21 protein-coding genes are annotated in these 23,593 nt (G+C 65.8%); 18 read left to right on the forward strand and 3 right to left on the reverse strand.

What is annotated here, in order from left to right:
• Window position 1: 1 nt before the first annotated feature.
• From A6A40_RS03945 to A6A40_RS03960, 4 genes are read left to right on the forward strand one after another with little or no spacing between them, the layout of a single operon-like run.
• On the forward strand, window positions 2-1,318 hold the full coding sequence (locus A6A40_RS03945) for a type IV secretion system protein (protein WP_063634206.1): 1,317 nt from the start codon (window positions 2-4) through the stop codon (window positions 1,316-1,318).
• Window positions 1,315-2,085, forward strand: a complete 771-nt coding sequence (locus tag A6A40_RS03950) for a hypothetical protein (RefSeq protein WP_063634207.1) — start codon at window positions 1,315-1,317, stop codon at window positions 2,083-2,085. Before A6A40_RS03945 ends, A6A40_RS03950 begins: the two co-directional genes overlap by 4 nt.
• Entirely contained in the window at window positions 2,082-3,038 is a 957-nt protein-coding gene (locus A6A40_RS03955) for a TrbG/VirB9 family P-type conjugative transfer protein (RefSeq protein WP_063634208.1), read from the forward strand. Before A6A40_RS03950 ends, A6A40_RS03955 begins: the two co-directional genes overlap by 4 nt.
• On the forward strand, window positions 3,035-4,030 hold the full coding sequence (locus tag A6A40_RS03960) for a TraB/TrbI/VirB10 family type IV secretion system protein (protein WP_063634209.1): 996 nt from the start codon (window positions 3,035-3,037) through the stop codon (window positions 4,028-4,030). The genes A6A40_RS03955 and A6A40_RS03960 overlap by 4 nt, the downstream gene beginning before the upstream one ends.
• Window positions 4,031-4,048: 18 nt before the next feature.
• Here A6A40_RS03960 and A6A40_RS03965 read toward each other — a convergent pair whose 3' ends face one another.
• Together A6A40_RS03965 and A6A40_RS03970 are read right to left on the reverse strand one after the other, a co-directional pair.
• The gene (locus A6A40_RS03965) at window positions 4,049-5,086 is read right to left on the reverse strand and encodes a DUF4917 family protein (RefSeq protein ID WP_063636109.1); all 1,038 of its coding nucleotides are present in this window, start codon (window positions 5,084-5,086) and stop codon (window positions 4,049-4,051) included.
• An 8-nt stretch (window positions 5,087-5,094) separates the two neighbouring features.
• Window positions 5,095-5,364, reverse strand: coding sequence for a hypothetical protein (locus A6A40_RS03970; protein WP_063634210.1), 270 nt, complete (start codon window positions 5,362-5,364; stop codon window positions 5,095-5,097).
• Between the two features lie 236 nt (window positions 5,365-5,600).
• Between A6A40_RS03970 and A6A40_RS03975 the strand changes: the two genes are divergently transcribed.
• The 7 genes from A6A40_RS03975 (at window position 5,601) to A6A40_RS04010 (ending at window position 14,927) form a co-directional block, all read left to right on the forward strand.
• Window positions 5,601-6,215 (forward strand): restriction endonuclease subunit S, encoded by a 615-nt coding sequence (locus A6A40_RS03975; RefSeq protein ID WP_082860715.1) that lies wholly within the window; start codon window positions 5,601-5,603, stop codon window positions 6,213-6,215.
• Complete coding sequence (locus A6A40_RS03980; RefSeq protein WP_063634212.1) at window positions 6,212-7,729, forward strand: type I restriction-modification system subunit M; 1,518 nt, start codon at window positions 6,212-6,214, stop codon at window positions 7,727-7,729. Before A6A40_RS03975 ends, A6A40_RS03980 begins: the two co-directional genes overlap by 4 nt.
• Before the next feature lie 91 nt (window positions 7,730-7,820).
• Window positions 7,821-9,038: a restriction endonuclease subunit S gene (locus A6A40_RS03985; protein WP_158279275.1), complete on the forward strand. Its 1,218-nt coding sequence runs from the start codon at window positions 7,821-7,823 to the stop codon at window positions 9,036-9,038.
• Window positions 9,035-12,004 (forward strand): type I restriction endonuclease subunit R, encoded by a 2,970-nt coding sequence (locus A6A40_RS03990; protein WP_063634214.1) that lies wholly within the window; start codon window positions 9,035-9,037, stop codon window positions 12,002-12,004. Before A6A40_RS03985 ends, A6A40_RS03990 begins: the two co-directional genes overlap by 4 nt.
• Entirely contained in the window at window positions 12,004-12,744 is a 741-nt protein-coding gene (locus tag A6A40_RS03995) for a M48 family metallopeptidase (protein ID WP_082860717.1), read from the forward strand. The genes A6A40_RS03990 and A6A40_RS03995 overlap by 1 nt, the downstream gene beginning before the upstream one ends.
• A gap of 726 nt (window positions 12,745-13,470) precedes the next feature.
• Window positions 13,471-13,980 carry a sigma-70 family RNA polymerase sigma factor gene (locus A6A40_RS04005; protein WP_063634216.1) on the forward strand — a complete coding sequence of 170 codons (510 nt, stop codon included), beginning with the start codon at window positions 13,471-13,473 and terminating at the stop codon, window positions 13,978-13,980.
• Window positions 13,980-14,927: an anti-sigma factor family protein gene (locus A6A40_RS04010; RefSeq protein WP_063634217.1), complete on the forward strand. Its 948-nt coding sequence runs from the start codon at window positions 13,980-13,982 to the stop codon at window positions 14,925-14,927. The genes A6A40_RS04005 and A6A40_RS04010 overlap by 1 nt, the downstream gene beginning before the upstream one ends.
• 185 nt (window positions 14,928-15,112) lie before the next feature.
• On the opposite strand, the gene A6A40_RS31215 is transcribed toward A6A40_RS04010, so the two are convergent.
• The gene (locus A6A40_RS31215) at window positions 15,113-15,385 is read right to left on the reverse strand and encodes a hypothetical protein (protein WP_063634218.1); all 273 of its coding nucleotides are present in this window, start codon (window positions 15,383-15,385) and stop codon (window positions 15,113-15,115) included.
• Window positions 15,386-15,570: 185 nt separating this feature from the next.
• On the opposite strand from A6A40_RS31215, the gene A6A40_RS04020 reads away from it, so the two are divergent.
• From A6A40_RS04020 to A6A40_RS04050, 7 genes are all read left to right on the forward strand, one after another.
• On the forward strand, window positions 15,571-16,401 hold the full coding sequence (locus A6A40_RS04020; RefSeq protein ID WP_063634219.1) for an SRPBCC family protein: 831 nt from the start codon (window positions 15,571-15,573) through the stop codon (window positions 16,399-16,401).
• A complete protein-coding gene (locus A6A40_RS04025) occupies window positions 16,398-17,579 on the forward strand; it encodes a zinc-dependent alcohol dehydrogenase (RefSeq protein WP_063634220.1) in 1,182 nt (393 codons plus the stop codon). The genes A6A40_RS04020 and A6A40_RS04025 overlap by 4 nt, the downstream gene beginning before the upstream one ends.
• A 19-nt stretch (window positions 17,580-17,598) precedes the next feature.
• On the forward strand, window positions 17,599-17,853 hold the full coding sequence (locus A6A40_RS04030) for a hypothetical protein (protein ID WP_063634221.1): 255 nt from the start codon (window positions 17,599-17,601) through the stop codon (window positions 17,851-17,853).
• 150 nt (window positions 17,854-18,003) lie between these two features.
• The gene (gene treZ, locus A6A40_RS04035) at window positions 18,004-19,998 is read left to right on the forward strand and encodes a malto-oligosyltrehalose trehalohydrolase (RefSeq protein ID WP_236783726.1); all 1,995 of its coding nucleotides are present in this window, start codon (window positions 18,004-18,006) and stop codon (window positions 19,996-19,998) included.
• Between the two features lie 7 nt (window positions 19,999-20,005).
• Complete coding sequence (locus A6A40_RS04040) at window positions 20,006-22,042, forward strand: amylo-alpha-1,6-glucosidase (RefSeq protein ID WP_063634222.1); 2,037 nt, start codon at window positions 20,006-20,008, stop codon at window positions 22,040-22,042.
• A gap of 744 nt (window positions 22,043-22,786) precedes the next feature.
• Window positions 22,787-23,032, forward strand: a complete 246-nt coding sequence (locus tag A6A40_RS04045) for a hypothetical protein (RefSeq protein ID WP_108546629.1) — start codon at window positions 22,787-22,789, stop codon at window positions 23,030-23,032.
• 170 nt (window positions 23,033-23,202) lie between these two features.
• A complete protein-coding gene (locus A6A40_RS04050) occupies window positions 23,203-23,565 on the forward strand; it encodes a hypothetical protein (RefSeq protein WP_063634224.1) in 363 nt (120 codons plus the stop codon).
• Window positions 23,566-23,593: the final 28 nt, after the last annotated feature.

Raw genomic sequence — 23,593 nt, forward strand, 5'->3', positions numbered from 1 at the left:
CATGGACGTCAGCGCCCTGTCGGTCGTCCTGCATCAGCTCACCGCCGCCGTGGTCACCGGCCTTGGCCTGCTCGGGCCGGACGTGCAGACCGCTTTGCGCCTGCTGATGATGCTGTCCTACACGCTGGCGCTGCTGCTCTGGCTGTTCGAGGGCAAGGCGGCGGTGCACGGCCCCTTCCTGCGCATGCTGCTGAAGTTTGCCGCCGTCGGCGCGCTGGTCGAGTGGTTCCCCGCCGGCTCGGCGGCGCTGATGCAGGCCGCCGCCCAGCAGGGGCTCAACCTCGTGCCGGGCGGCGGCTTCGCCCTCGACGATCCCGGCTACATCGCCCACCTCGGCATCCAGGCGGTCATCCCGCTGATGCAGCGCGTCAAGGAGATGCTCGGGCCGGTCGATTTCTTCCTGAACTTCGTCGAGATCGTCATCTTCCTGCTGGCCGCCCTGGTCGTGATCGTCAGCTTCTGCGTCCTGGCGATCCAGGTCTTTCTCGCCTTTCTGGAATACCGGCTGCTGTCGCTGGCCGCCTACCTCGCCATCCCCTTCGCCTTGCTCGGTCCCACCAGCTTCGTGGCCGAGCGCGCCATTGGCTACATCGCGGCCACCGCGCTCAAGCTGCTCGTGCTCGGCTGCATCATCGCGATGTGCAGCGCCACCCTGTTGGCGCTGACCTTCCAGGGCACCCCGACCCTGGCCCAGGCCTTCGGCGTGGCGGTGCTGGCGGCAGCGATCTTCGTGCTCGCCATCAAGGCGCCGCGCGCCGCCGCCGGCCTGGTGAACGGCGGCCCGGTGATGGACGGCGTGACGGCGCTGGCCGCGCTGTGGACCGCCGGCTGGCTCGGCATGCGCACCATGGCGGGTGCGGCGGCCGCCACCACCGGGGCACCCGGCAGCCTCGCCGTCGGCGCCTCGGCATTGTGGAGCGGCCTTCGTCATGTGACGACGGGTGCAACCGCGTCTGTCGGCAGCACCGGCGGCAGTGCTGGTGGCGGGACCGGCGGTGATTCCACCGGCACCTCGGCCGGGCGCCGTTACCCGGCCGGCCGCTTCGGCGGTTCCCGGGCTTCGGCCCCGCGCGGCAGCGGCTGGGACAAGCCGATGACCGATGCCCAGCGCGGCGAACTCGACCGCCTCGCCGCCGGCCGCACCGTCGATCCCAATCTCACCCGCGGGCAGGCCAGCCGCCTGATCGAGCAATGGGGCGGCGAAGAGTCGTGGTTGCGCCGCACCGCCTCCAACGCCACCGAACGGCCGCAGGACCCGCCGGGCCAGTCGCCCGGAACGGATCGCCGCGCCGACGACAAGGAGATCGACCCGTCATGAAGGAGCGCGTCGTCAACGTCTACGACCCGCCACCGGCGGCCGTGCCCGACAGCGCCAAGTACCTCGCTGCCATGACCTATCGCGCCAGTCGCGAAGCCAAGGCTCTGCGGCTGAAACGCTGGACCTTCGCCCTGGCGGTGCTCGGCCTGTCCTGGGGCACGCTGATGACCTGGGACAACCTGCGCATCGCCGGCAAGCTGGTGGAGATCGCCCGGTACAAGCCGGTCTACCGCGTCGAGCAGGAGATGGACGGCCACCAACGCCTCGTGCTGCTGGACAACACCATCACCGTGAGCAAGGGCGCGCGGATCAACGCCGTCCAGTGGTTCGTGCGCTGGCAGCGGCAGATCGGCACCGACCCGGTGATGCGCGCCAGGGACCGCGCCGCCGCCCGCGCCCGGCTGACCGGCGGCGCCGAGCGCAAGTGGGACGCCCTGCTGGCGGCGGACCTTGACCCGGCCGAGGGCTGGACCCGCGACGTCGCCGACATCCGCGTCCAGGAGCGCGAGGCCGACCCGAAGACCGGCGCTACCGCTTTCTATGTGGTGTGGACGGAGACGGTGTACCGGGACTTCAAGCCGCGCTCGAAGACCCTGATGAGCGCCGCCGTTGTCACCGTGGACGGTCCCTCGCGCGACGGCGCGCTCGACGGCGTGTCGATCTCCGGCTTCTCCGAGCCCAGCGGCACGCCGCTGAAGGCCGAGACGAAGGAACCGGCCAAAGCCCACCCCATCCCCCAATCCGAGACGATGGAGCCCCAGCCATGAGACTCCCGGTTTCCCTGCTGGCGCTGCCGCTGCTGGCCGCCTGCGCTACCGAGTCACCCTCGGCGCCGACCGCCGGTCCCGCCACTCGGCAGCGCCCCTACACCCTGGCCGACCTGCACATCCCGCCGACGGCGATGGAGCGGGAGCCGAAGGAGAAGGCGGAGCCGCGGCCGTCGCGGGCGCAGACCCGCAGTTGGGTCGGGCAGGCCAACGAGGCCGCCCTCGACCTGCCGACGCTGACCTGCTTCAAGGGCAAGAGTTGCGAATACTGGTACCAGCCTGACCTGCAGTACCTCGTCTACATGGCCGAGGGGAACCAAACGCTGGTCTGCCTGAAGCCGGGCGAGGTGGTGCGCGACATCGTGGCGCCGGGTGCACAGGTGTGGATTCCCCACCAACCCTACAGCTTCGGCAAGGGCGTTCAGCGCACCGAGTGCATCGCCTTCATGCCGCGCCGGGCCGGCCTCAACCAGCAGATCTCCCTCTTCACCAGCGAACGGAAATACGACCTCAACGTCGAGACCCACAAGCGCACCCACCACGTCGAGGTGCGCTGGCGCTATCCCGAGGATTATCTCGCGACGCTGAACGGGCAAACCGGGGCTGTTTCAGGCACGGTTGGCGACCGGAGCGACCGCACCACCGAGCTGGCGTACCGGGATCGGCGCTGCACCTACACGCTGGACGGCGACACGCCGAAGTGGCGGCCGGTGCCGACCGCCGACGGCCAGCCGCCGGTGTGCGACGACGGCGAGGTGACCATCATCAACTTCACCCCCGGCGCGCTCGGCGCCTACGGGGCGCCGATCCTCTGGCGCATCGGCGCCGACGGCACCCGCATCCCCGTCCAGTACGGCCGGGTGAACGCCACCTACCGCGTCGCCGGCATCCACGACCACCTGCTGCTGGCGATCGGCGCGCAGGAGGTGCATATCCGGAGGACCCGCCCGTGACATCGGTCAACGACACCCCGCCGCCGCTGCCGCCCGACCCGCTGGCCCGCCACCGGGTGATCACCTCCGGCCCGCACGTCGTCCGCATCCTGCTGGTGGCGACCGTCGTGATGGGGCTGGGGTTGGTGGCCTACATGCTGGGTCGCAGCCAGGGAGCCGGCGGCCTGCCGAAGCTGTCGGTCGCCCTCGGCCCGACCCAGCCGGAGCCGCGGCTGCCCAGCTACGAGGACATGGCACCCAAGCCGCTCCCGCCGCCGGCTCCCCGCATCGAGAAGAGGGAGCCCGCCCCGCCGCCGCCCCGGCCACAGGCCAAGGCGGCCTCGAAGGAGGACGAACTGCGCAAGAAGGCGATGGAGGCCGGCGTCGGCGGCTGGAGCCGCAAGGAGGAGGGGAAGAACGGTGAAGGGGGCCTCGCTGCCTCCGATTTCGTGTCGGTCGACGGTGCTTGTGTTGTGCCGTCCGGCACTCCGATCCCGGCGCAGACCATCACGCGGGTGGTGAGCGAACACGGCGGCATCGTTACCGCCATGGTGACCCGCGACGTCTGGGACGCCGGCTTCTCCTGTCTGGCGGTACCGGCCGGTTCAATGCTGAGCATGGCCTATACCCCCGCCATGTCGCGCGGCCAGAAACGCATCGATATCGCCAACCCGGTGATCACCCGCCCCTGGCCGAAGAACGACACCGTCACCGTCGCCGCCATGATCGCCGACACCACGGGAGCGAGCGGCCTACCGGGCAATGTGGAGGTGCCGTGGTTCCGCACCGGCCTGCTCATCGCCGCCAGCACCGCCGTGGATTTGACAACCGCCGCCCTGACCGGAGGTGGCAGCCTGCTCGGAGCAATGCTTGGCCGCAACCTGGACAGCCCGCTCGACAAGGTCACCAAGGACCTGCTCGACCGCGCCCCGGTAATCACGCTGGAGGCTGGGGAGCCGATCACCGTGATCCTGCGCGGCGCGTTGCGGGCCGATGATGCGCGGGGCGGATAGGTTGCCCACAATCGCGACCTATCCCCAGACCTCAGCCGAAGCGGCATCGAAGAAGCTGATGTTGAGCTTCGCGGCAGGCCGGTCCTTTTCCCGTCCCGCCATCAACCGGGAAGCCCCTTTGATGATCGCCTTGTTCCCCGCCGTGTTCGGATCACCATACAAGCTGACGAAGACCTGACCGATCGCGCCTTTGGCGATGCAGCGAAGGATGTGTTGGTCGTTCTCGGCGAGGGAATGGCCGAAAATGACCAGGGCACTGTTCGCGGGTTTGCAGACAGCTTCAAAGCTGCGTAGCGCTTTGTGGAGATAGGCGTTGTGCAGGATCTTCGCCCGCTTGCTCGCGCTGGTGCCTTCGGTGACGAAGATGGGATACTTGCTATCGTCCAGCGCCCGGCGGATCTGGTCGACCAGGGGAACGTCCGTCTTCGACCATGTGTACTTGGTGATTTCCGCCCCTGCGTCGAACAAGTGGAGTGCGCCGTGCAGGTAGTGGACGGTCGGCGAATTTGCCTCTTGCCAGGACACGTAGGGCGCATCCAGATCGTTTTCCGGGTGACGGAAGCCGTCATCGGGGAGAAGCTTGAGGTCATCCACCTCGGTCTGCATCAGGGCCCAATAAAGCAGCACATCGTAGTTCAGGGTGTAGATGTGCTTGAACGGCATCAGGAAGTGCCGGCAATGGGCGTACTGTTCGGGACTGATCTCGTACGGCCGAGCGGGGTGGTTGCGGGCAATGGCCGACACCAGGGCGTTCTTGATCGCGGCGGCGTCCTCTTCGAGCCGGGCAATCGCTTTGACCCGCTCCGGCCAGTAGACGCGAACCACCTTGGCCGTATCCGTCAGATGCCGGATGACCGTCTCAAAGTCGCGCGTGCCCAGTGCCTCGAACAGATCCTTGACCTTCGGTGCCGCACTGAAGTCAGCCGCCTCGTAAAGCGAGGCATAGTGGAAGATATCCGGCTTCAACGCGATGCTGAAGCCGTTGCCCAGCAGCAGATGGCGATTGGTTGCCTTTTCTGCGCGGCGCATCACAGTGTCGAACGTCAGGAGTTCCATGGCGTTTTTCACCACCGGCCGGTCATGCGAGCCGGCGTTTCGCTCCGCCACCGCTGGGCGAGCGTGAGGTAGGGACCCTGCGGCGGCAGGCTCTCAGACTCGGCCGGCATTACGGAGGCGAACCGCTTCCCTGTGCAGATTTCCGCGATTCGTCCTGCATTGACGCCAAAGAACGAGGCGATGTCGTGCTGGCGGTCGCCGCGTTGCCGCATGCCTTTGACGATCGCGGCATCGCTGGCCGTCAGCCGGACACCGCTATTCCTGGAGCGCTTGATCATCTTCGGAAACCCCTGGGTTGTCGGGGGCGGGCTCGCCCTGCCCCAAACGATGGGGGTATTGGGGTACACTGTCAACGAAAAATTATGCGTAGCACTCTACGTACTGATTCCGGCGACGGGTGGTCCGCTGTTCCGACGCGATTTCCTTCGGGCTTGTTATAGCATAGCATTCTACGATTGACGGTTTTGTGCCACCGGAATAGGTTGTGAGCGTACGGATGAGGGAGAAATAGTGAATGACGAACGGCCCACTAAGGCCATTGGGCGAGGTTGCCGAGGCGGTCTTCGCGGGCATGGCGCCTCCACGCGGCGATCCGCCGGCCAACGGTACGGATATCCCCTTCATCACGGTGCGCGATATCGGAGAGGGACAAGTCGGCGTGGCCGAGCCGGTCGCCCTGTTGCTGGTTTCGGACAAAACACCCATTGAACGTTACGTCGTCCGTCCTAACGATGTGCTTGTAGCGGCAAAGGGATCGGCGCCGAAAGTCGGCTGGGTCGGAATGAACGCGGCCGGCGCGGTGGCGAGCGCTAACCTGCTGGTCATCCGTCCCGGACCGCTCCTCCTCGGGCCGGTGCTGTACGCCATCCTGAAAAGCGGGTCCTTCGCCAAGCTGATCGCCGGCATCTCGCGCGGCGTGACCAACCAGATCTCCATCACCGCGCGGGATTTGGCCGACCTGCCCATTCCCGTGCCGCCGATGGACGTCCAACACCGGGCGGCGGCGCTTATCGCCGAAAGCGAAGCGGCCTGCCGTCACGCCGTCCATGCCGCCGACATGCGCCGCGACCTGGGCTTGAACATTGCGGTGCGCTATCTTCTGACGCCGAACGACCGAGAACAGATATGACCCTGACCAGCGACCGTCTGAACACCCACCTCTGGGCCGCAGCCGACATCCTGCGCGGCTCGATCGACAGTTCGGACTACAAGCATTACATCTTCGGCTTCCTGTTCCTGAAGCGCCTGTCAGACCGCTTCGAGGAGGAGGCGGAGGCGCTGATCGCCGAGGGAATGGAGTCGGAGATCGCCTGGGAAGACCCGGACGAGCATCAGTTCTTCGTGCCGAAGCGCGCGCGCTGGCCGGTGTTGAAGACGCTGACCGTCGATATCGGCGACGAGCTGAACAAGGCGTGCGGCGCGCTGGAGGAGGCCAACCCGGTCATCGACGGCGTGCTGCGCAACATCAACTTCCTCGACGAATCCCGCCTGGGCGAACCCAAGAACCGCGAAGGCGTGCTGGCCCGGCTGATCGATCATTTCTCGCGCATCTCGTTGCGCAACGCCGATCTGGCCGAGCCGGACATGCTGGGCCGCGCCTATGAATACCTGATGGAGAAGTTCGCCGACGACGCCGGCAAGAAGGGCGGCGAGTTCTACACGCCCTACACGGTCGTGCATCTGCTGGTCGAACTGCTCGACCCGCAGGAGGGCATGCGGGTCTGCGATCCCACCTGCGGGTCCGGCGGCATGCTGATCCAGTCGGCCGAACATGTGCTGCGCCGAAAGGGGCGCCTGCTGGGCGGTGGTGAGCCGTTGAACCTGACCCTGCATGGCCAGGAGAAGAACCTGGGCACCTGGGCCATCGCCAAGATGAACCTGCTGCTGCACGGCCTGATGGACGCGCGGATCGAAAAGGGCGACACCATCCGCAACCCGCGTCTGCTGGACGCCGACGGCAACCTGATGCTGTATGACAGGGTGATCGCCAACCCGCCCTTCTCGCTGGACCAGTGGGGCGCCGAGGAGGCGGCCAAGGACCCGCTGAAGCGCTTTCCCTATGGGCTGCCGCCCAAGAACACCGGCGATTTCGCGTTCGTCCAGCACATGTTGGCGACGCTGAACCACAACGGCGTCTGCGGCGTGGTCATGCCGCACGGCGTTCTGTTCCGCGGCAGCGGCGACGGCCGCATCCGCGAGGGCATCCTGAAGCACGATCTGGTCGAGGCGGTGATCGGCCTGCCGGAGAACCTGTTTGCCGGTACCGGCATTCCCGCTGCCATCTTGATCCTCAACCGCGCCAAGGCGGCGAATCGGAAGAAGCAGGTGCTTTTCGTCCACGCCGCCCATTGTTTCGATCCGCGGCCGAAAAAGAACATCCTGGCCGATGGCCACATCCGCCGGATCGTGGACGCTTTCCGCGCCTGGACGGACGAGGACCGCTTCTGCCGGGTCGTGCCGATGGCGGAGATCGCGGAGAACGACTACAACCTCAACATCAGCCGCTACATCGACACCCTGGAACCGGAAGAACCCATCGACGTCGCCGCCGTTCTCGCTCGTCTGCGCGAGGTCGAGGCAAAGCGCGATGAAGCAGCCGCCCGCATGGACGCGCTGTTGAAGGAGATGGGATATGTGGTTTAGGCAGCCCTCTGGGTGGACTCCCGTTCAACTCGGCAGCGTGTGTCTTGAGACGGACAGAAGAGTCGGGCGCGCGCGCTCAAACCTTCCAATTATGAGTGTTACAAAGTCCGGTATTGTTCCGCAGGCGGAAACCTATACGAAGGAAGTCTCCAGCCAGGATCAAAGCCTCTACAAAATTCTCAAGCCTGGAGAATTTTCGGCAGCGCCGATGTCTCTTTATTATGGAGCGGTTGGAAAGTATCGCGGGCACGAGGAAGCTATTGTTAGTCCGGCTTACATTACTTTCTGTGCAAGTGGTAGTGTAAACTCCGATTTTTTGGATTTGGTGCTTCGAGACCGTAGGATCGTCCAAGTCTACTCCGCCCTCTCTCAAGGGGCCAATAAAGAAGGGAAGCGGAGGACGACAAGCTTTTCCGACTTCTGCTCCATTCGGCGTCCGATGCCGCGGTTGAGCGAACAATGCGCAATTGCAAGCGTCTTGTCGGAAGTATGCAGCGCTATCGAGGCGGTCGAACTCCTTATCAAGGAAGTCGAGCACGCCAAGACCGCCGTCATGCGCGAACTGCTGACGCGCGGGTTGGCCGGAGAGTGGGCGCGGATGGTGCCGCTGCCTGAGCGGTGGGTGCTTGGGCGGGTGGCCGAGGGCGTTACGCATATGCCGGCCGGATGGCAACTGGTCAGGTATGACGAGGCGTGTCTCAGCATACAGGTTGGCATCGTTGTTCAACCTGCATCGCTATACGCAGACGTTGGGGTTCCTGCTCTTCGGTCCCTGAATGTAAAGGAAAACCAAGTTGACCGCTCCAATATGGTTCTTATTTCGGAGAAAGCTCATAAGGCAAATAAAAAGTCCGAGTTGAGGGCGGGCAATGTTGTAACGGTACGGACTGGGGTTCCAGGTATCAGTGCTGTTGTTCCTGATGATCTCGATGGCGCAAACTGTATCGATATCCTTATCTCCAGGATAGGTAAGAATGCCGTTCCAGGGTTTCTGACCCAATTCCTCAACTCATCATTGGCAAAGCGGCAGATTGCGGTTTTGCAGGGTGGCCTCGCACAACAGCATCTGAACGTCAAGGAACTGAAAGGCCTCAAGTTGCTTCTCCCCCCGCTCGACGAACAGATAGCCATCGCCGATGCTGGTGAGGCGTTCGACCGGCGCATCGCGGCCGAACGTGCGCATCTGTCGGAGTTGCGTGCCACCAAGGACGCACTTGCGCAGGAACTGCTGTCCGGCCGGGTCCGGTTGCCGGCATCGATGATCGCCCGGTTCGAGACCGCTCCGCCGCACGAGGCCGCCGCCGAATGACCGAAGCGCGCCGACAGGAAGAGCTGATCGAGGTGGAGCTTCCGGCGGCCGCCCTTCTGGAGGACGTGCTGGGCTATGCCCCGCTGACGCCGGACGCTGTGGCGGACCTGCGGGAGGGACCGGCGGATGCCGTTCTGCACGGCCGCCTGTTGGAGTCGGTGCGGCGGCTGAATCCGTGGATCGACGAGGACAATGCACGCCGCGCCGTGTCCACCGTCAACCGCCTGACCGGCATCGATCTGATCGAGACGAACGAGAAGGGGCACACGCTGCTGACCTTCGGCATCGCGCTCGGCCAGACCGACGCGGACGGACGGCGGCAGGACCGGACCGTGCGCTTCCTCGACTTCGACACGCCCGCGAACAACCGCTTCGAATATGCGCGCCGGATCCGTCTGCGCGGCCCGCGGCAGGAGATCATTCCCGACATCCTGATCTATGTGAACGGTCTGCCGCTCTGCGTTATCGAATGCAAGGCGCCCGGCCTCGCCGATCCCATCGGCGACGGCATCGAGCAGTTCGGGCGCTATCAGGGACTCGGCGATTATGTCGGACTTGGCGCGCCCCGGCTGTTCGAGATGGCGCAGCTCTGCATCGTCCTGGCGCGGGGCGAGGCGAAATACGGCACCGTCTGCACCCCCTATCGCCACTGGGCGGAGTGGAAGGAGCCTTACCCGCGCTCCCGCACGGACCTTATGAACCGTCTGGGGCGGGATCCGAGCGCGCAGGACGTGCTGCTCGCCGGTCTTCTGGCGCCGGTAAACCTGCTGGATCTGGTGCGCAACTTCATCGTCTTCGAAACGGAGCAGGGCCGCCGCATCAAGAAGCTCGCCCGCTATCAACAGTTCATCGCCGTCCAGGAGGCGGTGAAGCGGATCGAAGGAGCCGGCGACCCGGCCCAGCGGGGCGGGGTGATCCACCACACCCAGGGCTCCGGCAAATCGCTGACCATGGTGTTTCTGGCGACCAAACTGCGCCGCCTGCCCATGGCGGCGAACCCGACGCTGGTCATCGTCACCGACCGCATCGAACTCGATCAGCAGATCGCCGGCACCTTCCTGCGCAGCGGCTTTCCCAACCCGGTCCAGGCGAAGTCGGGCGACCATCTGCGCGATCTGCTGTCGGGCGGGGCCGGCACCACCGTGCTGACCACGGTTCACAAGTTCCACACCGCGGTGCCCAGCCGGACATCCTTCATCACCCAGGCGTCGAACGTCTTCGTGATGGTGGACGAGGCGCACCGCTCGCAGTATCGCGAACTGGCCGCACGGATGCGGGCCGGGCTGCCCAACGCCTGCATGATCGCCTTCACCGGGACGCCCATCGACAAGAAGGACCGCAGCACGCTGCGAGAATTCGGCGACTATATCCACCGCTACCCCATCGATCAGGCGGTGCGGGACGGGGCGACGGTTCCGATCTTCTACGAGATGCGGGACGTGCATCTGCGGATCGAGGGCAGGGACCTGGAACGGGAGCTGCGCGCCGCCTGTCCCGACCTGACGGACGAGCAGTTCGAGGAGCTGAAGCGCAAGGCGCCGCTGGCCCAGACGGTCGCCGAACTGCCGCAGCGCATCGCTGAGGTGTGCAAGGACCTGCTGGCCCATTATCGCGCGGCAATCGAGCCGAACGGTTTCAAGGCTCAGATCGTCGCCGTCAGCCGCGACGCCGCCGTCACCTATAAGGAGGCGTTGGACCGGCTGGGCGGGCCGGAGAGTGCGGTCATCATGTCCGCCTCGAACGGCGACACGGCGCGCCTGAAGGCTCACCAGTTGACGCCGAAGGATCGCGACCGGATGATCGAGCGGTTCAGGGATGACGATGATCCGCTGAAGATCCTGGTGGTGTGCGACATGCTGCTGACGGGATTCGACGCTCCGGTCGAGCAGGTGATGTATCTCGACGCGCCGTTGCGCGAGCACACGCTGCTTCAGGCCATCGCCCGTGTGAACCGCACCGCCGACGGCCGGCAGGGTCGCAAGACGCATGGCCTCGTCGTCGATTACTGGGGTGACAACAAGCGGATCTCCGATGCCCTGGCCCTCTTCGACAGCGAGGATCTGGCGGGAGCGCTTTTGTCGCTCAGCCAGAAGACCGAGCAGATGCGGAGCCGCCACCGCGCTGCCATGCGCTTCTTCGACGGGATGAACCGGGCGGACGAAGAGTCCTGCATCGGGCTGCTGGAACCGGAGGATGTGCGCGCCGCCTTCGACCTCGCCTTCAGGCGCTATGCCGAAGCGGTGGACATGGTGTTGCCGAACCCGGCGGCTCTGGAAGACCCTTTCCTGCCCGACCTGAAGTGGTTGGCGCGCATCCGCGCCCAGGCCCGGCGGCGCTATCGGGACGACCACCTGAGCGTCCGCCATTATGGAGCGCTGGTCGGGGACCTGATCGAGAAACACATGCGCGCCGATGGCGTGGAACAGATTCTCGCGCCTCTGTCCATCCTGTCGCCCGAGTTCCAGGCGCAGATGAAGGCGCTGGCATCGGACGAGGCGCGGGCCAGCGAGATGGAACACGCTCTTCGCCACGAAATCCACGTTCACCGGGATGAGAATCCGGTTCTGTACGAATCCCTCTGGTCGAAGCTGCAACGGTTGATCGACCTTCGCAGGGAAGTCCGCATCGATGCGGCCAGCGCTCTGGACCGACTCGATGCCTTGGCCGGCGAATTTCGTGCGGCACGGCGTGGCGAGCGGGACGATGCCGGCCTGAGCGGTACGCCGGGCGCCATCTTCGGTCTGATCAAGGATGCCGTAGGTCCGTCTCCCGAGGCTCCGGCAACGGCCATCGCCGCGGCGCTGGAGGAACTTGCCGTCATCGACTGGCACCAGAAGGAGGACGTGAAGCGTCAGATGCGCCGGGCGATCAAGACCGAATTGCGCACTGCCGGGGTTGCCCCGGCTGAAATGGAGGCATTGACCGTGAGGATCATGGATGTGGCCCGTGCCAGGATGGTGCGGTGATGGATGCGGGGCAACCGACCATCCTGACGGTCGGTGACGAGACCATTTCCTTCACCGTGGAACGAACGGCGCGCCGAAAGACGGTGGCCCTGTCCTTTGGCGCGGATGGGCTTCGCGTGCTGGCACCCTGCGACGTCCCGGACGCTGATATCCTGCCCATCATCCGGCGGAAACTTCCCTGGATATTGGAAAAGAAGGCCCGGTTCGAAGAGACGGGGACCCTCCATGGCAGGCATGAGTTCGTGAACGGCGAGTCGTTTCGCTATCTTGGACGGCATTACCGGCTGATGATCCAGCCGGACGATTCGATTGTTTCGACACAGGTTTCCCTGAAAGGCGCATACTTCATCGCTCCGGTCACGGCCGGCCTCTCTCCCGAGTTGACGCGCCTGTCGGTGCGCAGCGGCCTGAAACGCTGGTATCGGAAACAGGCTCAAGCAAAGCTACCTGAACGTGTTGGCATCTATTCGGCGAAGTTGGGGATTGCACCACCCAAGCTTCTAATCCGCGAACAAGAAAAAAGATGGGCAAGCTGCGACAAAGCGGGAGCTATCCGGTTTAATTGGCTTCTGATCATGGCGCCGCTGGATTTGATTGACTACGTCGTGGCCCATGAACTCTGCCATCTGCAGGAACTCAATCATTCAGCGCGATTCTGGCGCTTGCTGGAAACAATTATGCCGGACTTCCAGGCAAAGCGGCAGGAATTAACGGAAAGTGGAGGGGATTTCTACTTCTAGATCGGTTTTAAAGTGATATTGGGGCTTTCGAAGCAGTGACGAGTTGTTCATTTGACTAGGGCAGCGACCGGGACGACGTGTCTCAGTACGAACCTGTCATCGCAACCCGCTGTCCCTCCATGCCGCACCGTTTGCGCTATCCAACGGCGTGTCATCAAGGCAATCCCCCAGAAACATGAATGATCCGGCTAACCCGCCGGGAGGGCTGCCCACTACACCGCCTCAGTGCGTCTGGCTGGAGAAAACCGCGGCACGCAACCGGCACGCAACCACCCTGAAGGGCGCAGAAGCGCTTGCAGCCGGATTGAATCCGGTTCAGCAAAACCCTAGCGTTTCCGCCGCTGTCCGGGTATTTTGCCGCCGCTCATAACGGTGTTGTCGTCGGTTCGAATCCGGCCGGGCCCACCAACCAACCGCTCCCCGCGGCAAGGCGACGATGGCTGTATCGCTATCTCCAGCGGTTATCGACATGCCCGGTTGAAGCCTTTTCGGCACAAGCGTGGCCGTCCCGCACAAATTTTGCTGCAAGCCTCACAAAGTCTGGAATAAAGGATGCGCGGCGCGCGTTCGCACCCATATGCATCGGGTCTTCCCTTCGGCTGCAGGGTCGAACGGGCCGGCCCGGCCCTGGAGTTGCGGCGCCGTGTCGTCCCGTCCATCCTTTCGGGAGGAGGGGGGAAGTCATGGCGTGAGCCGTGGCGTGATCGGTAAGGATCGGGTGCGCGGTTGAGCAAATTCGGGGTCGATCTGGAAGTCCACATCGCGTCCTTGCGGCGCTATGCGCGTGCGCTGATGCGCAACAGCGCCGATGCGGAGGATCTGGTGCAGGAGGCGCTGACGCGCGCGGTGGCGCGCGCCGACAGCTTTCAGGCGGGGACGAACCTGCGGGCGTGGCTGTTCACCATCCTGCACAACGTCCACGTCAATCAGGTCCGTTCCAAGGCCGCCCGGCCGCAGGAGGTCGACGTCGACGACGTCGAATCGAAGCTGGTCAGCCCGGCCCGGCAGGAAGAACGTGTCGAATTGCGCGAGATGATGCGCGCGGTCGACGAGTTGCCGGAGGAACAGCGCAAGGTGCTGCTTCTGGTGGCGCTGGAGGGCCTGAAATACGACGAGGTCGCCGACATGCTCGGCGTGCCGATCGGGACCGTCATGTCGCGCCTGTCACGGGCGCGCGAGGCGGTGCGGGCGAAACTGGCGAACGAGGGTGGCGTCACCCTCCGGCGGGTGAAGTGATGAGCGCGCATCAAGGCATAGGGCGGGTTACCGAGGACGAACTCCACGCCTACGTGGACGGACAGCTGGACGGCAGCCGCCGTCTGGCGGTCGAGCGATGGCTGGCCGAGGATCCCGACGCGGCCCGCCGGGCGGAGGATTACCGCGCCCAGGCGACGCTTCTGCACGAGATGTTCGACACCGTCCTGCGCGAGCCGCCGAGCGATACGGTTCAGGAACTGTCCGACAGGCTGAAGGGACGCATCGCCTTCAACGACAACCGCCCGGCCTGGCACGCCCGCCCGCTGGTCCGGTTCGCCGCCGCGGTGATGCTGCTGGTGGCCGGTGCGGCCGGCGGCTGGTTGGGCCGCGGCGCCGAACAGCAGGCCGGCGCTCCCGTCGCCCAGCAGCGCCAGACGCTCGCCACCTTCGCCCAGGAAGCCACCCAGGCGCACCGTTTCTACACGTCGGACGAACGTTTCCAGGTGGAACTCGGCGCCGACAACCAGGACGAGCTGAATGGCTGGCTGTCCAAGCGGGTCGGCCGCGACGTGTTCGGTCCGGATCTGGGCCGCGTCGGCTATCGGCTGATCGGCGGCCGGTCGCTGCCGACCGACATGGGCGCCGGTGCGCAGTACATGTACGCCAACGACGCCAACAAGCGGATCACCCTGTTCGTCGGCGCTCCCCAGAGCGGCAACCAGTCCAGCTTCAGCTTCACCCAGAACGGCGACGTCGCCACCTTCTACTGGGTGGAAGGGCAACTCGCCTATGCGCTGGCCGGCCGCCTGTCGAAGGAGGAGCTGCTGGAGATCGCCAAGGCCGTCTACCAGGACGTCAAGGCCGGCCCGCCGCGCCGCGAGCCGCCGCCCGACCACCAGCAACAGCAGCAACCCCAGCCGCAGCAGCAGGAGCAGCCGGCAAGCGTGCAGCCGGTCAGCGATACGCACAAGCCGAAGGAAAGCTGAGGGGCGCAAGCGTCTCGGGTGCTTCTTACCGGTCCAGCAACTGCGGCTTCAACCAGTCGCGCACCTCGCGGCAGACCGCTGCCGAGGCCTCGAACATTGCGGGGCCGTTGCCTGGATGAGAACGGCGCTGCCGAAGGAATGGCCGGCCAGCGCCTCATGGTGGATGCCTTGGCGGCCGAGAAAGCTCAGCCAGCACCGCACTCGTAGACGGCCTGATCGAGGTCTTGCGGATCGTGGAACCGCGACGACGCGATGCCGTCGGCTGTCAGGTCGGCTGTCAGGTTGGCGGCCAGCCGCGGGTAGAGCCCGCGCGCCGGCGTGTCGAAGCCGCCGACCACCCCGCCGACCCACAGCACCACGAGAGCCCCGTCCGGTAACGGGTAATAGCGAGCTTCCAGCCGGCCGCGGTCGGTTTCCAGCACTGCCGTCCGGAACCCTTTGCCCCCGGCGATGCCCATCCTGGCTTCCAAAGGCGGTACGGCCATCTTCCCTTCGGATCTTTGCTGCCGATGGTAACAGCGGGGACGCCGCAGGGTTGCCAGGCAGCCGGTCATGCGCCGTGCGGGTCATGTCCTGAGGCAACGAAGCCGCAACCCGGCTGTTCTCCATCCATAGGTGTTGCACAGACGGGAAAGGAGCGGCGATGGCGTCGAACAGTTTGACCGGTCAGGGGCGTTGGCCACAGTCGGACTCCCTGCGGTCGGGCTTCGGCCTGATCGGGTCGGCCGATACCGCGACCGGAGGCCGCTGGCTGGCGATGGCGGGCGGCACCGCGCTTGGCGTGCTGGGACTCAGGCGGTCGGGATGGGGCGGGGCGATGCTGGCGCTTGGCGGGGCCGGCCTGTTCGCTGCCGGCGCCCTGGGCCTGCGGCCCTTTGGCGGCCGGGCCTTGCGCGCTGCTCCCGATCCCGGCGGCTGGCGCAGTCATGATTTGGCATCGCGCCGCCGGTCGCTGACGCCGGAACGCACCCAGGCGGTCGTGACCATCGCATCCGAACCGGGAACGGTGTTCCGCTTCTGGCGCAATTTCGCCAACCTGCCGAAGCTGATGCCACAGTTGGAGCGGGTCGACGTGCTGTCTGCCACCGAAAGCCGATGGATCGCCATATCCGGCGGGAAGCCGGGCAGTGAAGCGGTGAACTGGCGTTGCGTGCTCGACCGCGTCGACGAGGACCGGCTGCTGACCTGGCATACGGTGGGTGAGACGGCGCTGCCGCACCGAGCCTCGCTGATGCTGACCCCGGCGCCGGGCGACCGTGGGACGGAGGTGCGGCTGACGCTGGTCTATCGCATTCCGGCCACGGAGGTCGCCGCGCGTCTCGGCGTCACTCCGGAAGCCCAGGCCGAGGAGGCTCTGCGCCGGCTGAAGCAGCGGGTCGAGACGGGCGAGCTGGCCACCATCGACCGCCAGCCCCGCGGAAGCGGGAGTGGGAATGGAGCGGGCAACGGCACCTTCCGGGAGGCGATGGAATGAAGGCGCTCTGCTGGAACGGAACCAACGACCTGCGGGTGGAGCGCGTGCCCGACCCGGTGCTGGTCAATCCGCATGACGTGATCGTTAGGGTGGCGCTGTCGTCGGTCTGCGGATCCGATCTGCATCTGATCGACGGCTATGTGCCCACCATGCGGCCCGGCGACATCATTGGCCACGAATTCCTGGGCGAGATCGTCGAGAAGGGGCCGGAGGTCCGCTATCTCAACCGCGGCGACCGGGTCATCACCATTTCGGTGATCGGCTGCGGCCATTGCGGCCATTGCCGGCATGGCGAAAGCTCGCTGTGCGACAACTCCAACCCCAACCCGGACTATGCCCGCACCGCCTATGGCCATTGCGGCGCCGGCATCTTCGGCTACAGCCACGCCTTCGGCGGCTATGCCGGCAGCCATGCCGAGTATGTTCGGGTTCCCTACGCCGACTTCAACGCCGTCCGCGTTCCGGATGGGGTGAGCGACGAGAAGGCGCTGTTCGTGTCCGATGCGGTGCCGACCGGCTACATGGCCGCCGACATGGCCGGCATCGAGCCGGGCGATGTGGTGGCGGTATGGGGCTGCGGCGGCGTCGGCCAGATGGCGATCCGCAGCGCCTATCTGCTGGGGGCGGAGCGGGTGATCGGCATCGACCGCTTCCCCGACCGGCTGCGCGCCGCCCAGATGAAGGCGGGGGCGGAGACGCTGGACTACAGCCGCGTCGACATCTTCGACGCGCTGCAGGCGATGACCGGCGGGCGCGGTCCGGATGTCTGCATCGACGCCGTCGGGATGGAGGCCGACAGTGCGTCCAATCCGGTGGAGGATCTGTACGACCGGGCCAGGCAGGCGGTTGGGTTGCAGACCGACCGGCCCGCGGTGCTGCGCCAGATGATCGAGAGCTGCCGCAAGGGCGGCACCCTGTCGATCGTCGGTGTCTATGGCGGGCTGATCGACAGGTTTCCGATGGGGGCGGCGATGAACAAGGGCCTGACCTTCCGTATGGGCCAGCAGAACGGCCAGCGCTATGCCGAGCGCCTGTTCGAACATATCCGCAAGGGCGAGCTGGACCCGTCATATCTGCTGACTCACCGGATGCCGCTGGAGGAAGGGCCGCAAGGCTACCGCATGTTCAAGGAGAAGACCGGCGACTGCCTGCGCGTCGTCTTCGCCCCGCAAGGCTGAGGAGAGAAGGGAGAGCGCGATGGAACTGGTCTACGTCTATCCCGCCGAGCGCGGCCGGGGTGTGGAGGCCGAGATCGTCGGCATCCTGCGTGACCGCTTCGGCACCGTGGTGCAGACGGGGCGGGAGGAGCGCGATGCCGAACGCGGCGACCGTATGGACGTGCTGGTGACGCTGGAAGTCAGCAACGACAAGGTGGAAGCGGCGCTGACCGCGCTGCGGGCCCACCCGCTGGTGATCGACGCCGCCGCGCGCAGCTTTGGCGAGCGGGTTTGAGCGCGGGAGGATAGGTGGGGGCATTCGACGGCCGACACTCCTCCCACCTTCAGAAACATATTTCCGCCTGCCTGCGTGACCTCGCCGCCCCGCTCCTGTTGACCGTGACCGTAGGGCAAGTCCGCCTGACGCCATCGGGGGCCAGCCGCTGTGACATTATCCGCCGCCGTTCCACCGGCCGAACAGCCTGGTGCAACCGCCGAACGCCGCTGTCCCGTCGGGGTCGAACTGCTGCCCACCGGTGCGCACGCACGGGTCTGGGCACCCAACGCGAAGCGGGTCGAACTGGTGGTCGAGCCGGACGGACGGGCCACCGTGCTGGATGGCGAGGGGAACGGCTATTTCTCCGGCACCGTGGCGGGGCTGGAGGCCGGCGGGCTCTACCGGTTCCGGCTGGACGGCGGCGGGACGCTCTATCCCGACCCGATGTCGCGCTTTCAGCCCGGCGGGCCGCATGGTCCCTCGCAGCTGGTCGATCCGCACCGCTTCGCCTGGACCGACCGGGAGTGGCGCGGCCGGTCCATCGGGGGCCAGGTGATCTACGAGATGCACATCGGTACCTTCACACCGGAAGGCAGGTGGGATGCGGCGTTGCGGGAACTGCCGGCGCTGGCCGACCTCGGCGTCACGGTTCTGGAACTGATGCCGGTGTCGGAGTTTCCCGGCCGCTTCGGCTGGGGCTATGACGGGGTGAACCTGTTCGCGCCGACCCGGCTCTATGGCGATCCCGACGCCATGCGCCGCTTCGTGGACGAGGCGCACCGGCTGGGGCTCGCCGTCATCCTCGACGTCGTCTACAACCACTTCGGTCCGGACGGCAATTACCTGAAATGCTTCGCCGACGACTATTTCACCGACCGTTACAAGAATGAGTGGGGCGAGTCGATCAACTTCGACGGTCCCAATTCCGCACCGGTGCGGGAGTTCTTCCTGTCGAACGCCGCCTTCTGGATCGAAGAATATCACTTGGACGGGCTGCGGCTGGACGCGACCCAATCGATCTTCGACAGCGGTGAACCGCATATCCTGACGGAGATCTCCCGCACCGTGCGCAAGGCCGCCGGTGACCGCGCCGCCATCCTGGTGGGGGAGAACGAGCCGCAGCATGCCAGCATGGTGAAGCCGGCGGACGAGGGAGGCTGCGGGCTCTGCGCCCTCTGGAACGACGATTTCCATCATTCGGCCATGGTGGCGCTGACCGGCCGGAGGGAGGCCTACTACACCGATTATCGCGGCACGCCGCAGGAATTGGTGTCGGCGATGAAGTACGGCTTCCTCTACCAGGGGCAGTGGTATCGTTGGCAGGGAAAGCGCCGCGGTATGCCCGCATTCGGGCTTTCCCGGTCGGCTTTTGTCACCTTCCTGCAGAACCATGACCAGATCGCCAACTCCGCCCGTGGGCTGCGCCTGCACGCGCTCACCTCGCCGGGCCGGCTGCGTGCGATGACGGCGCTCATGCTGCTGGGCCCCGGCACGCCGATGCTGTTTCAGGGGCAGGAGTTCGCGGCCGGCACGCCTTTCCTCTATTTTGCCGACCACAAGCCGGAACTGGCCGGTCTGGTGGAAACGGGCAGGGCGGAGTTCCTGGCCCAGTTTCCCAGCATCGCTTCCTCGCCGATGCGCAACGGGCTGCCCAAGCCGCAAGCGGAGGAGAGCTTCACCCGTTGCAAGTTGGACCATGCGGAGCGGGAGACGAATGCCCATGTCTGGGCGCTGCACCGCGACCTTCTGCGCCTGCGCCGGCAGGATCATGTCTTCGCCGCCCAGCGTGTCGGCGGCCTGGACGGAGCCGTTCTGGCGGAGGAGGCCTTCGTCCTGCGCATCTTCGGCGAGGAGGAGGGCGACGACCGGCTTCTGTTGCTCAATCTGGGGCGCGACCTGAGCCTGAGGGTTCTGGCGGAGCCGCTGCTCGCGCCGCCGCGGGACGGCGCCTGGACGGTTTTGTGGTCGAGCGAGGAGCCGCTCTATGGCGGCTGCGGCACGGCGCCGGTCGAACAGCCATGCGGCGCGTGGCGGTTGCCGGGACAAGCCGCCCTGGTGTTGGGCCCGGCTGGTGACTTTCCGACGAAAAGCGACGGCACCGGGGGCAACACGACCCCCATCATCGTGGTTTCCAAAGGGTCGGAAACCGAAAGCAGATCGTAGGCCAACCATGGTTGATTTCGTTCGCACCCTGTCACACGACGTGCTGGCCACCGGTCCCGACAGTACGGGAACCCGGGAATGGCTCGTCGCAAACGGACTCGGCGGCTATGCCTCGGGCGCCATATCAGGGGCGGTGACCAGGCGGTACCACGGGCTTCTGATCGCGGCGCTGCCGGCTCCGTTGGGCCGGGTGCTGATGTTGAGTCAGCTGAGCGATGTCGTCGTCGATGCCGACGGGCACGAATACTGGCTGAGCAGCCGCGAGGCGAACGGCGACCCGCGGGAGGATGGGCAGACCGCCGCCTTGCAGGAATTCCGCATGGAGGCGGGACTTCCCGTCTGGCGTTTCCGGGCCGGTGGCGCGGTGATCGAGAAGCAGGTCGTTCTGCCGCATGGCCAGAACATCGTCCATGTCACCTACCGCGTGCTGGAGGCGAAGACGCCGGTCCAGTTGCGGCTGCGGCCGGTGCTGGCATTCCGCAGGTTGGAATCGGCGGTGGACCAGCCCTTGGCCGGAGCCTATCGCATCGCCGCGGCGGGCCAGCGCTATGAGGTCTCGGCCGGTCCCGACCTGCCGGTTCTGCGCATGGCGATCGAGGGCGGCGATTTCCCGATGACGCTCGACGGCGGCGTTCGGCGCGAGGTCTATTACCGGGTCGAGGAAGAGCGCGGCTACCAAGCCCGAGGAACCCTGTGGACGCCCGGCTATTTCAGCGGCGAGGTCGGGGCCGGACAGAGCATCACCTTCGCAGCCGCGACCGAGGAGTGGTGGCGGCTGGAGGCCCTTCCGCCGACCGACGTGCTGGGGTTCGAGACCGAACGCCGCCGCCGCATCATCCAGAACGCCCATCCCAGCCTGCGGCACGGTGCGATGGCGGAACTGGTGCTGTCCGCCGACAGCTTCCTGTTCGTGCCGGCCGGCCGTGTCGCCGATCAGATGCGGGCGCGGGCGGAGGGGGAAGAGGTTCGGACGGTGATCGCCGGCTACCACTGGTTCACCGACTGGGGCCGCGACACCATGATCGCGCTGGAAGGGCTGACGCTGGCCACCGGCCGACACATGGAGGCGGGGTGGATCCTGCACACCTTCGGTCATTACATCCGCGACGGACTGATCCCCAACATGTTCCCCGACGGCAAGGACCGCGGGCTGTACCACACCGCCGACGCCACCCTGTGGTTCTTCCACGCGCTGCACCGCTATCTGGGCGTCACCGGCGACCGCGACACGCTGCGCCTGCTGCTGCCCAAGCTGCGCGAGGTGATCGATTTCCATCGTCGTGGCACCCGCTTCGGCATCGGCGTCGATCCCAAGGATGGACTGCTGCGCCAGGGGCAGGAGGGCTACCAGCTGACCTGGATGGACGCCAAGGTGGACGACTGGGTGGTCACGCCGCGCCGGGGCAAGGCGGTGGAGATCAACGCGCTGTGGCACAACGCGCTCCGCCTGATGGCCGGCTGGCTGCGCGAGGAGGACGGCGAAGCCGCCGCCCGCCCGCTGGACGACCTGGCCGACCAGGCGCGTGCCTCCTTCAATGCGCGGTTCTGGTGTCCGTCGGCAGGACACCTGTTCGATGTGGTGGATGGCGAGCATGGCGACGACATCGCCTGCCGTCCCAACCAGATCTTCGCCGTCTCGCTCGACCATCCGGTGCTGGAGCGCGAGCGGTGGGAGCCGGTGGTGGAGACGGTGCGCAAGAGCCTGCTGACGCCGGTCGGGCTGCGGTCGCTGGCGCCTGGTTGCCGCGACTACAAGGCGAAGTATTTCGGCGACCTGCGGGCGCGCGACGCCGCCTATCACCAGGGCACCGTCTGGGGCTGGCTGATCGGCCCCTATGTCGATGCGTGGCTGAAGCTGCACCCGCAGGACAAGAAGAGCGCACGCCAACTGTTGGAAGGCTTCCTTCCCCATTTGGACGAGGGCGGCATCGGAACCATCAGTGAGATCTTCGACGCCGAGCCGCCCTTCACCCCGCGTGGGTGCATATCCCAGGCCTGGAGCGTGGCTGAGGTGCTGCGCTGCTGGGTGAAGACCGACGGATAGGCCGAGAGCGGTTGCGGAGCGTCGCCTCGACCAAGGTCATAGGGCAGCGGACGAAGGTGGCTCCACCCGTAACAATGGTGCAATGCCCTTGGAAGCAGTTGTCAACAGGGCACAACCGGGTGTGAAATCCAGGTACAGGGCGGAATGTGACAGATTTTGGTTGACACGCTGCCCAAGCCTCTTGGGCTCACAATGAAGGTTTATTGTTGCATATCAATATGTTAACGAGATTGCCTTAATTTTGGGCAAACACCATGGGGGCCTTGAATCACCTAGGGCGAATCGGGGCTGCCCACGGCTTGCCCACACAGTTATCCACAGCCTCTGTGGAGACCGCGGGCTCTGCCGGCGGCCAGGGCTTATGACGTGCCCAATCGCCGGACCTCTACCTTCGAGACTCACCTTTTGGCGGACAAGGGCAGTGGGCCATGCGCAAGGGGATAATCGGTTTGGATTTTGGCCAAGCCGGAAAAAGCACCCTATAGTTCCTTCTTCGAGTGATTCGGTACCCTGACCATTCCGGTCGGATTTGTCCGCTTGAGTGAGGGGCCGTCCGGTGTCGAGCGGGCGGGTGGAAGAACAGCCAGAACGGAGGTGCCCATGCGGAGCGTTGTGCGAGGCGTCGCCGGCATGCCGTACACGGCAATCCGATCTGCGGCAATCCGATCTGCGGCAATTCGGTCTAGCGCAATGCGGTCCGACTGGCCGAACAGCGACGGGGAGGCTGCCGGGCGGCCCCGGCGGATGGGAACCGTCACCCTGCTGGCCTCCCTGGCCGGTCCATTGCTGACGACATCGGTTCTGGGTGCGCTGATTCTGCACCTGCTGGCCGGCTTGGCGGCGCGTCTTCCCGCATCAGGTCCGTTGGGGGCGATGTCGGTCATGGCCGGAATGGCGGTGGTCCTCGTCACATTGCTGCCCTTTGCCCTGCTGTCCGTCAGGCGGGCGCATCGCGCCTGGGCGGACATGCAAGGTGAGTTGCGCCGCTGAACGTCCATCCGCTCAGGGTTTTGCCTGAACGGATTACCCCGAAGACCAGGAATCGATTGCCCGCGGAACCTTGCCTGCGTTTAATCGCGGACATGGGCGACGGTCGGGTGGCATATGGGCGGATCCCGCCTGTTCCCTGGCGGTGCCGGGCGGCTTTTGGGGGGCGTGTGATGGGGCTTTTCGACTTCCTGAAGGTCACGGTCAAGGATCGGAAGCCGGCAAAGCCGGCCGGGCGCATGGCGGTCAGCGTCGTGGAGTGCGACGGCAAGAGCTTTCCCATCGTGTCGCTGACGCCCAAGGGGTTCGTCGCCCGTGGTTTCGACGGATCGTTGATCGTCGGACAGAATGCCCGTGTTTCGGTGCGTGTCGACGATCCGGCCGGCAAATTCACCTTCGCCGCGACCGTCGCGGTGGTGGAGGTGAAGGGCCCCACCTTCGGAGCCACCTGGGCGCTCCTGCCGCCGGAGGTGGAGGGGGCAATCCGGCACTATGCCCAGAACCGCAAACAGCAAGATGCGAAAAGCACCCGGTAAGGGCGCCCGATAGGACGCTTCCGCTCCC

This window comes from Azospirillum humicireducens (genome assembly GCF_001639105.2).
GTDB classification, from domain to species: Bacteria; Pseudomonadota; Alphaproteobacteria; order Azospirillales; family Azospirillaceae; genus Azospirillum; species Azospirillum humicireducens.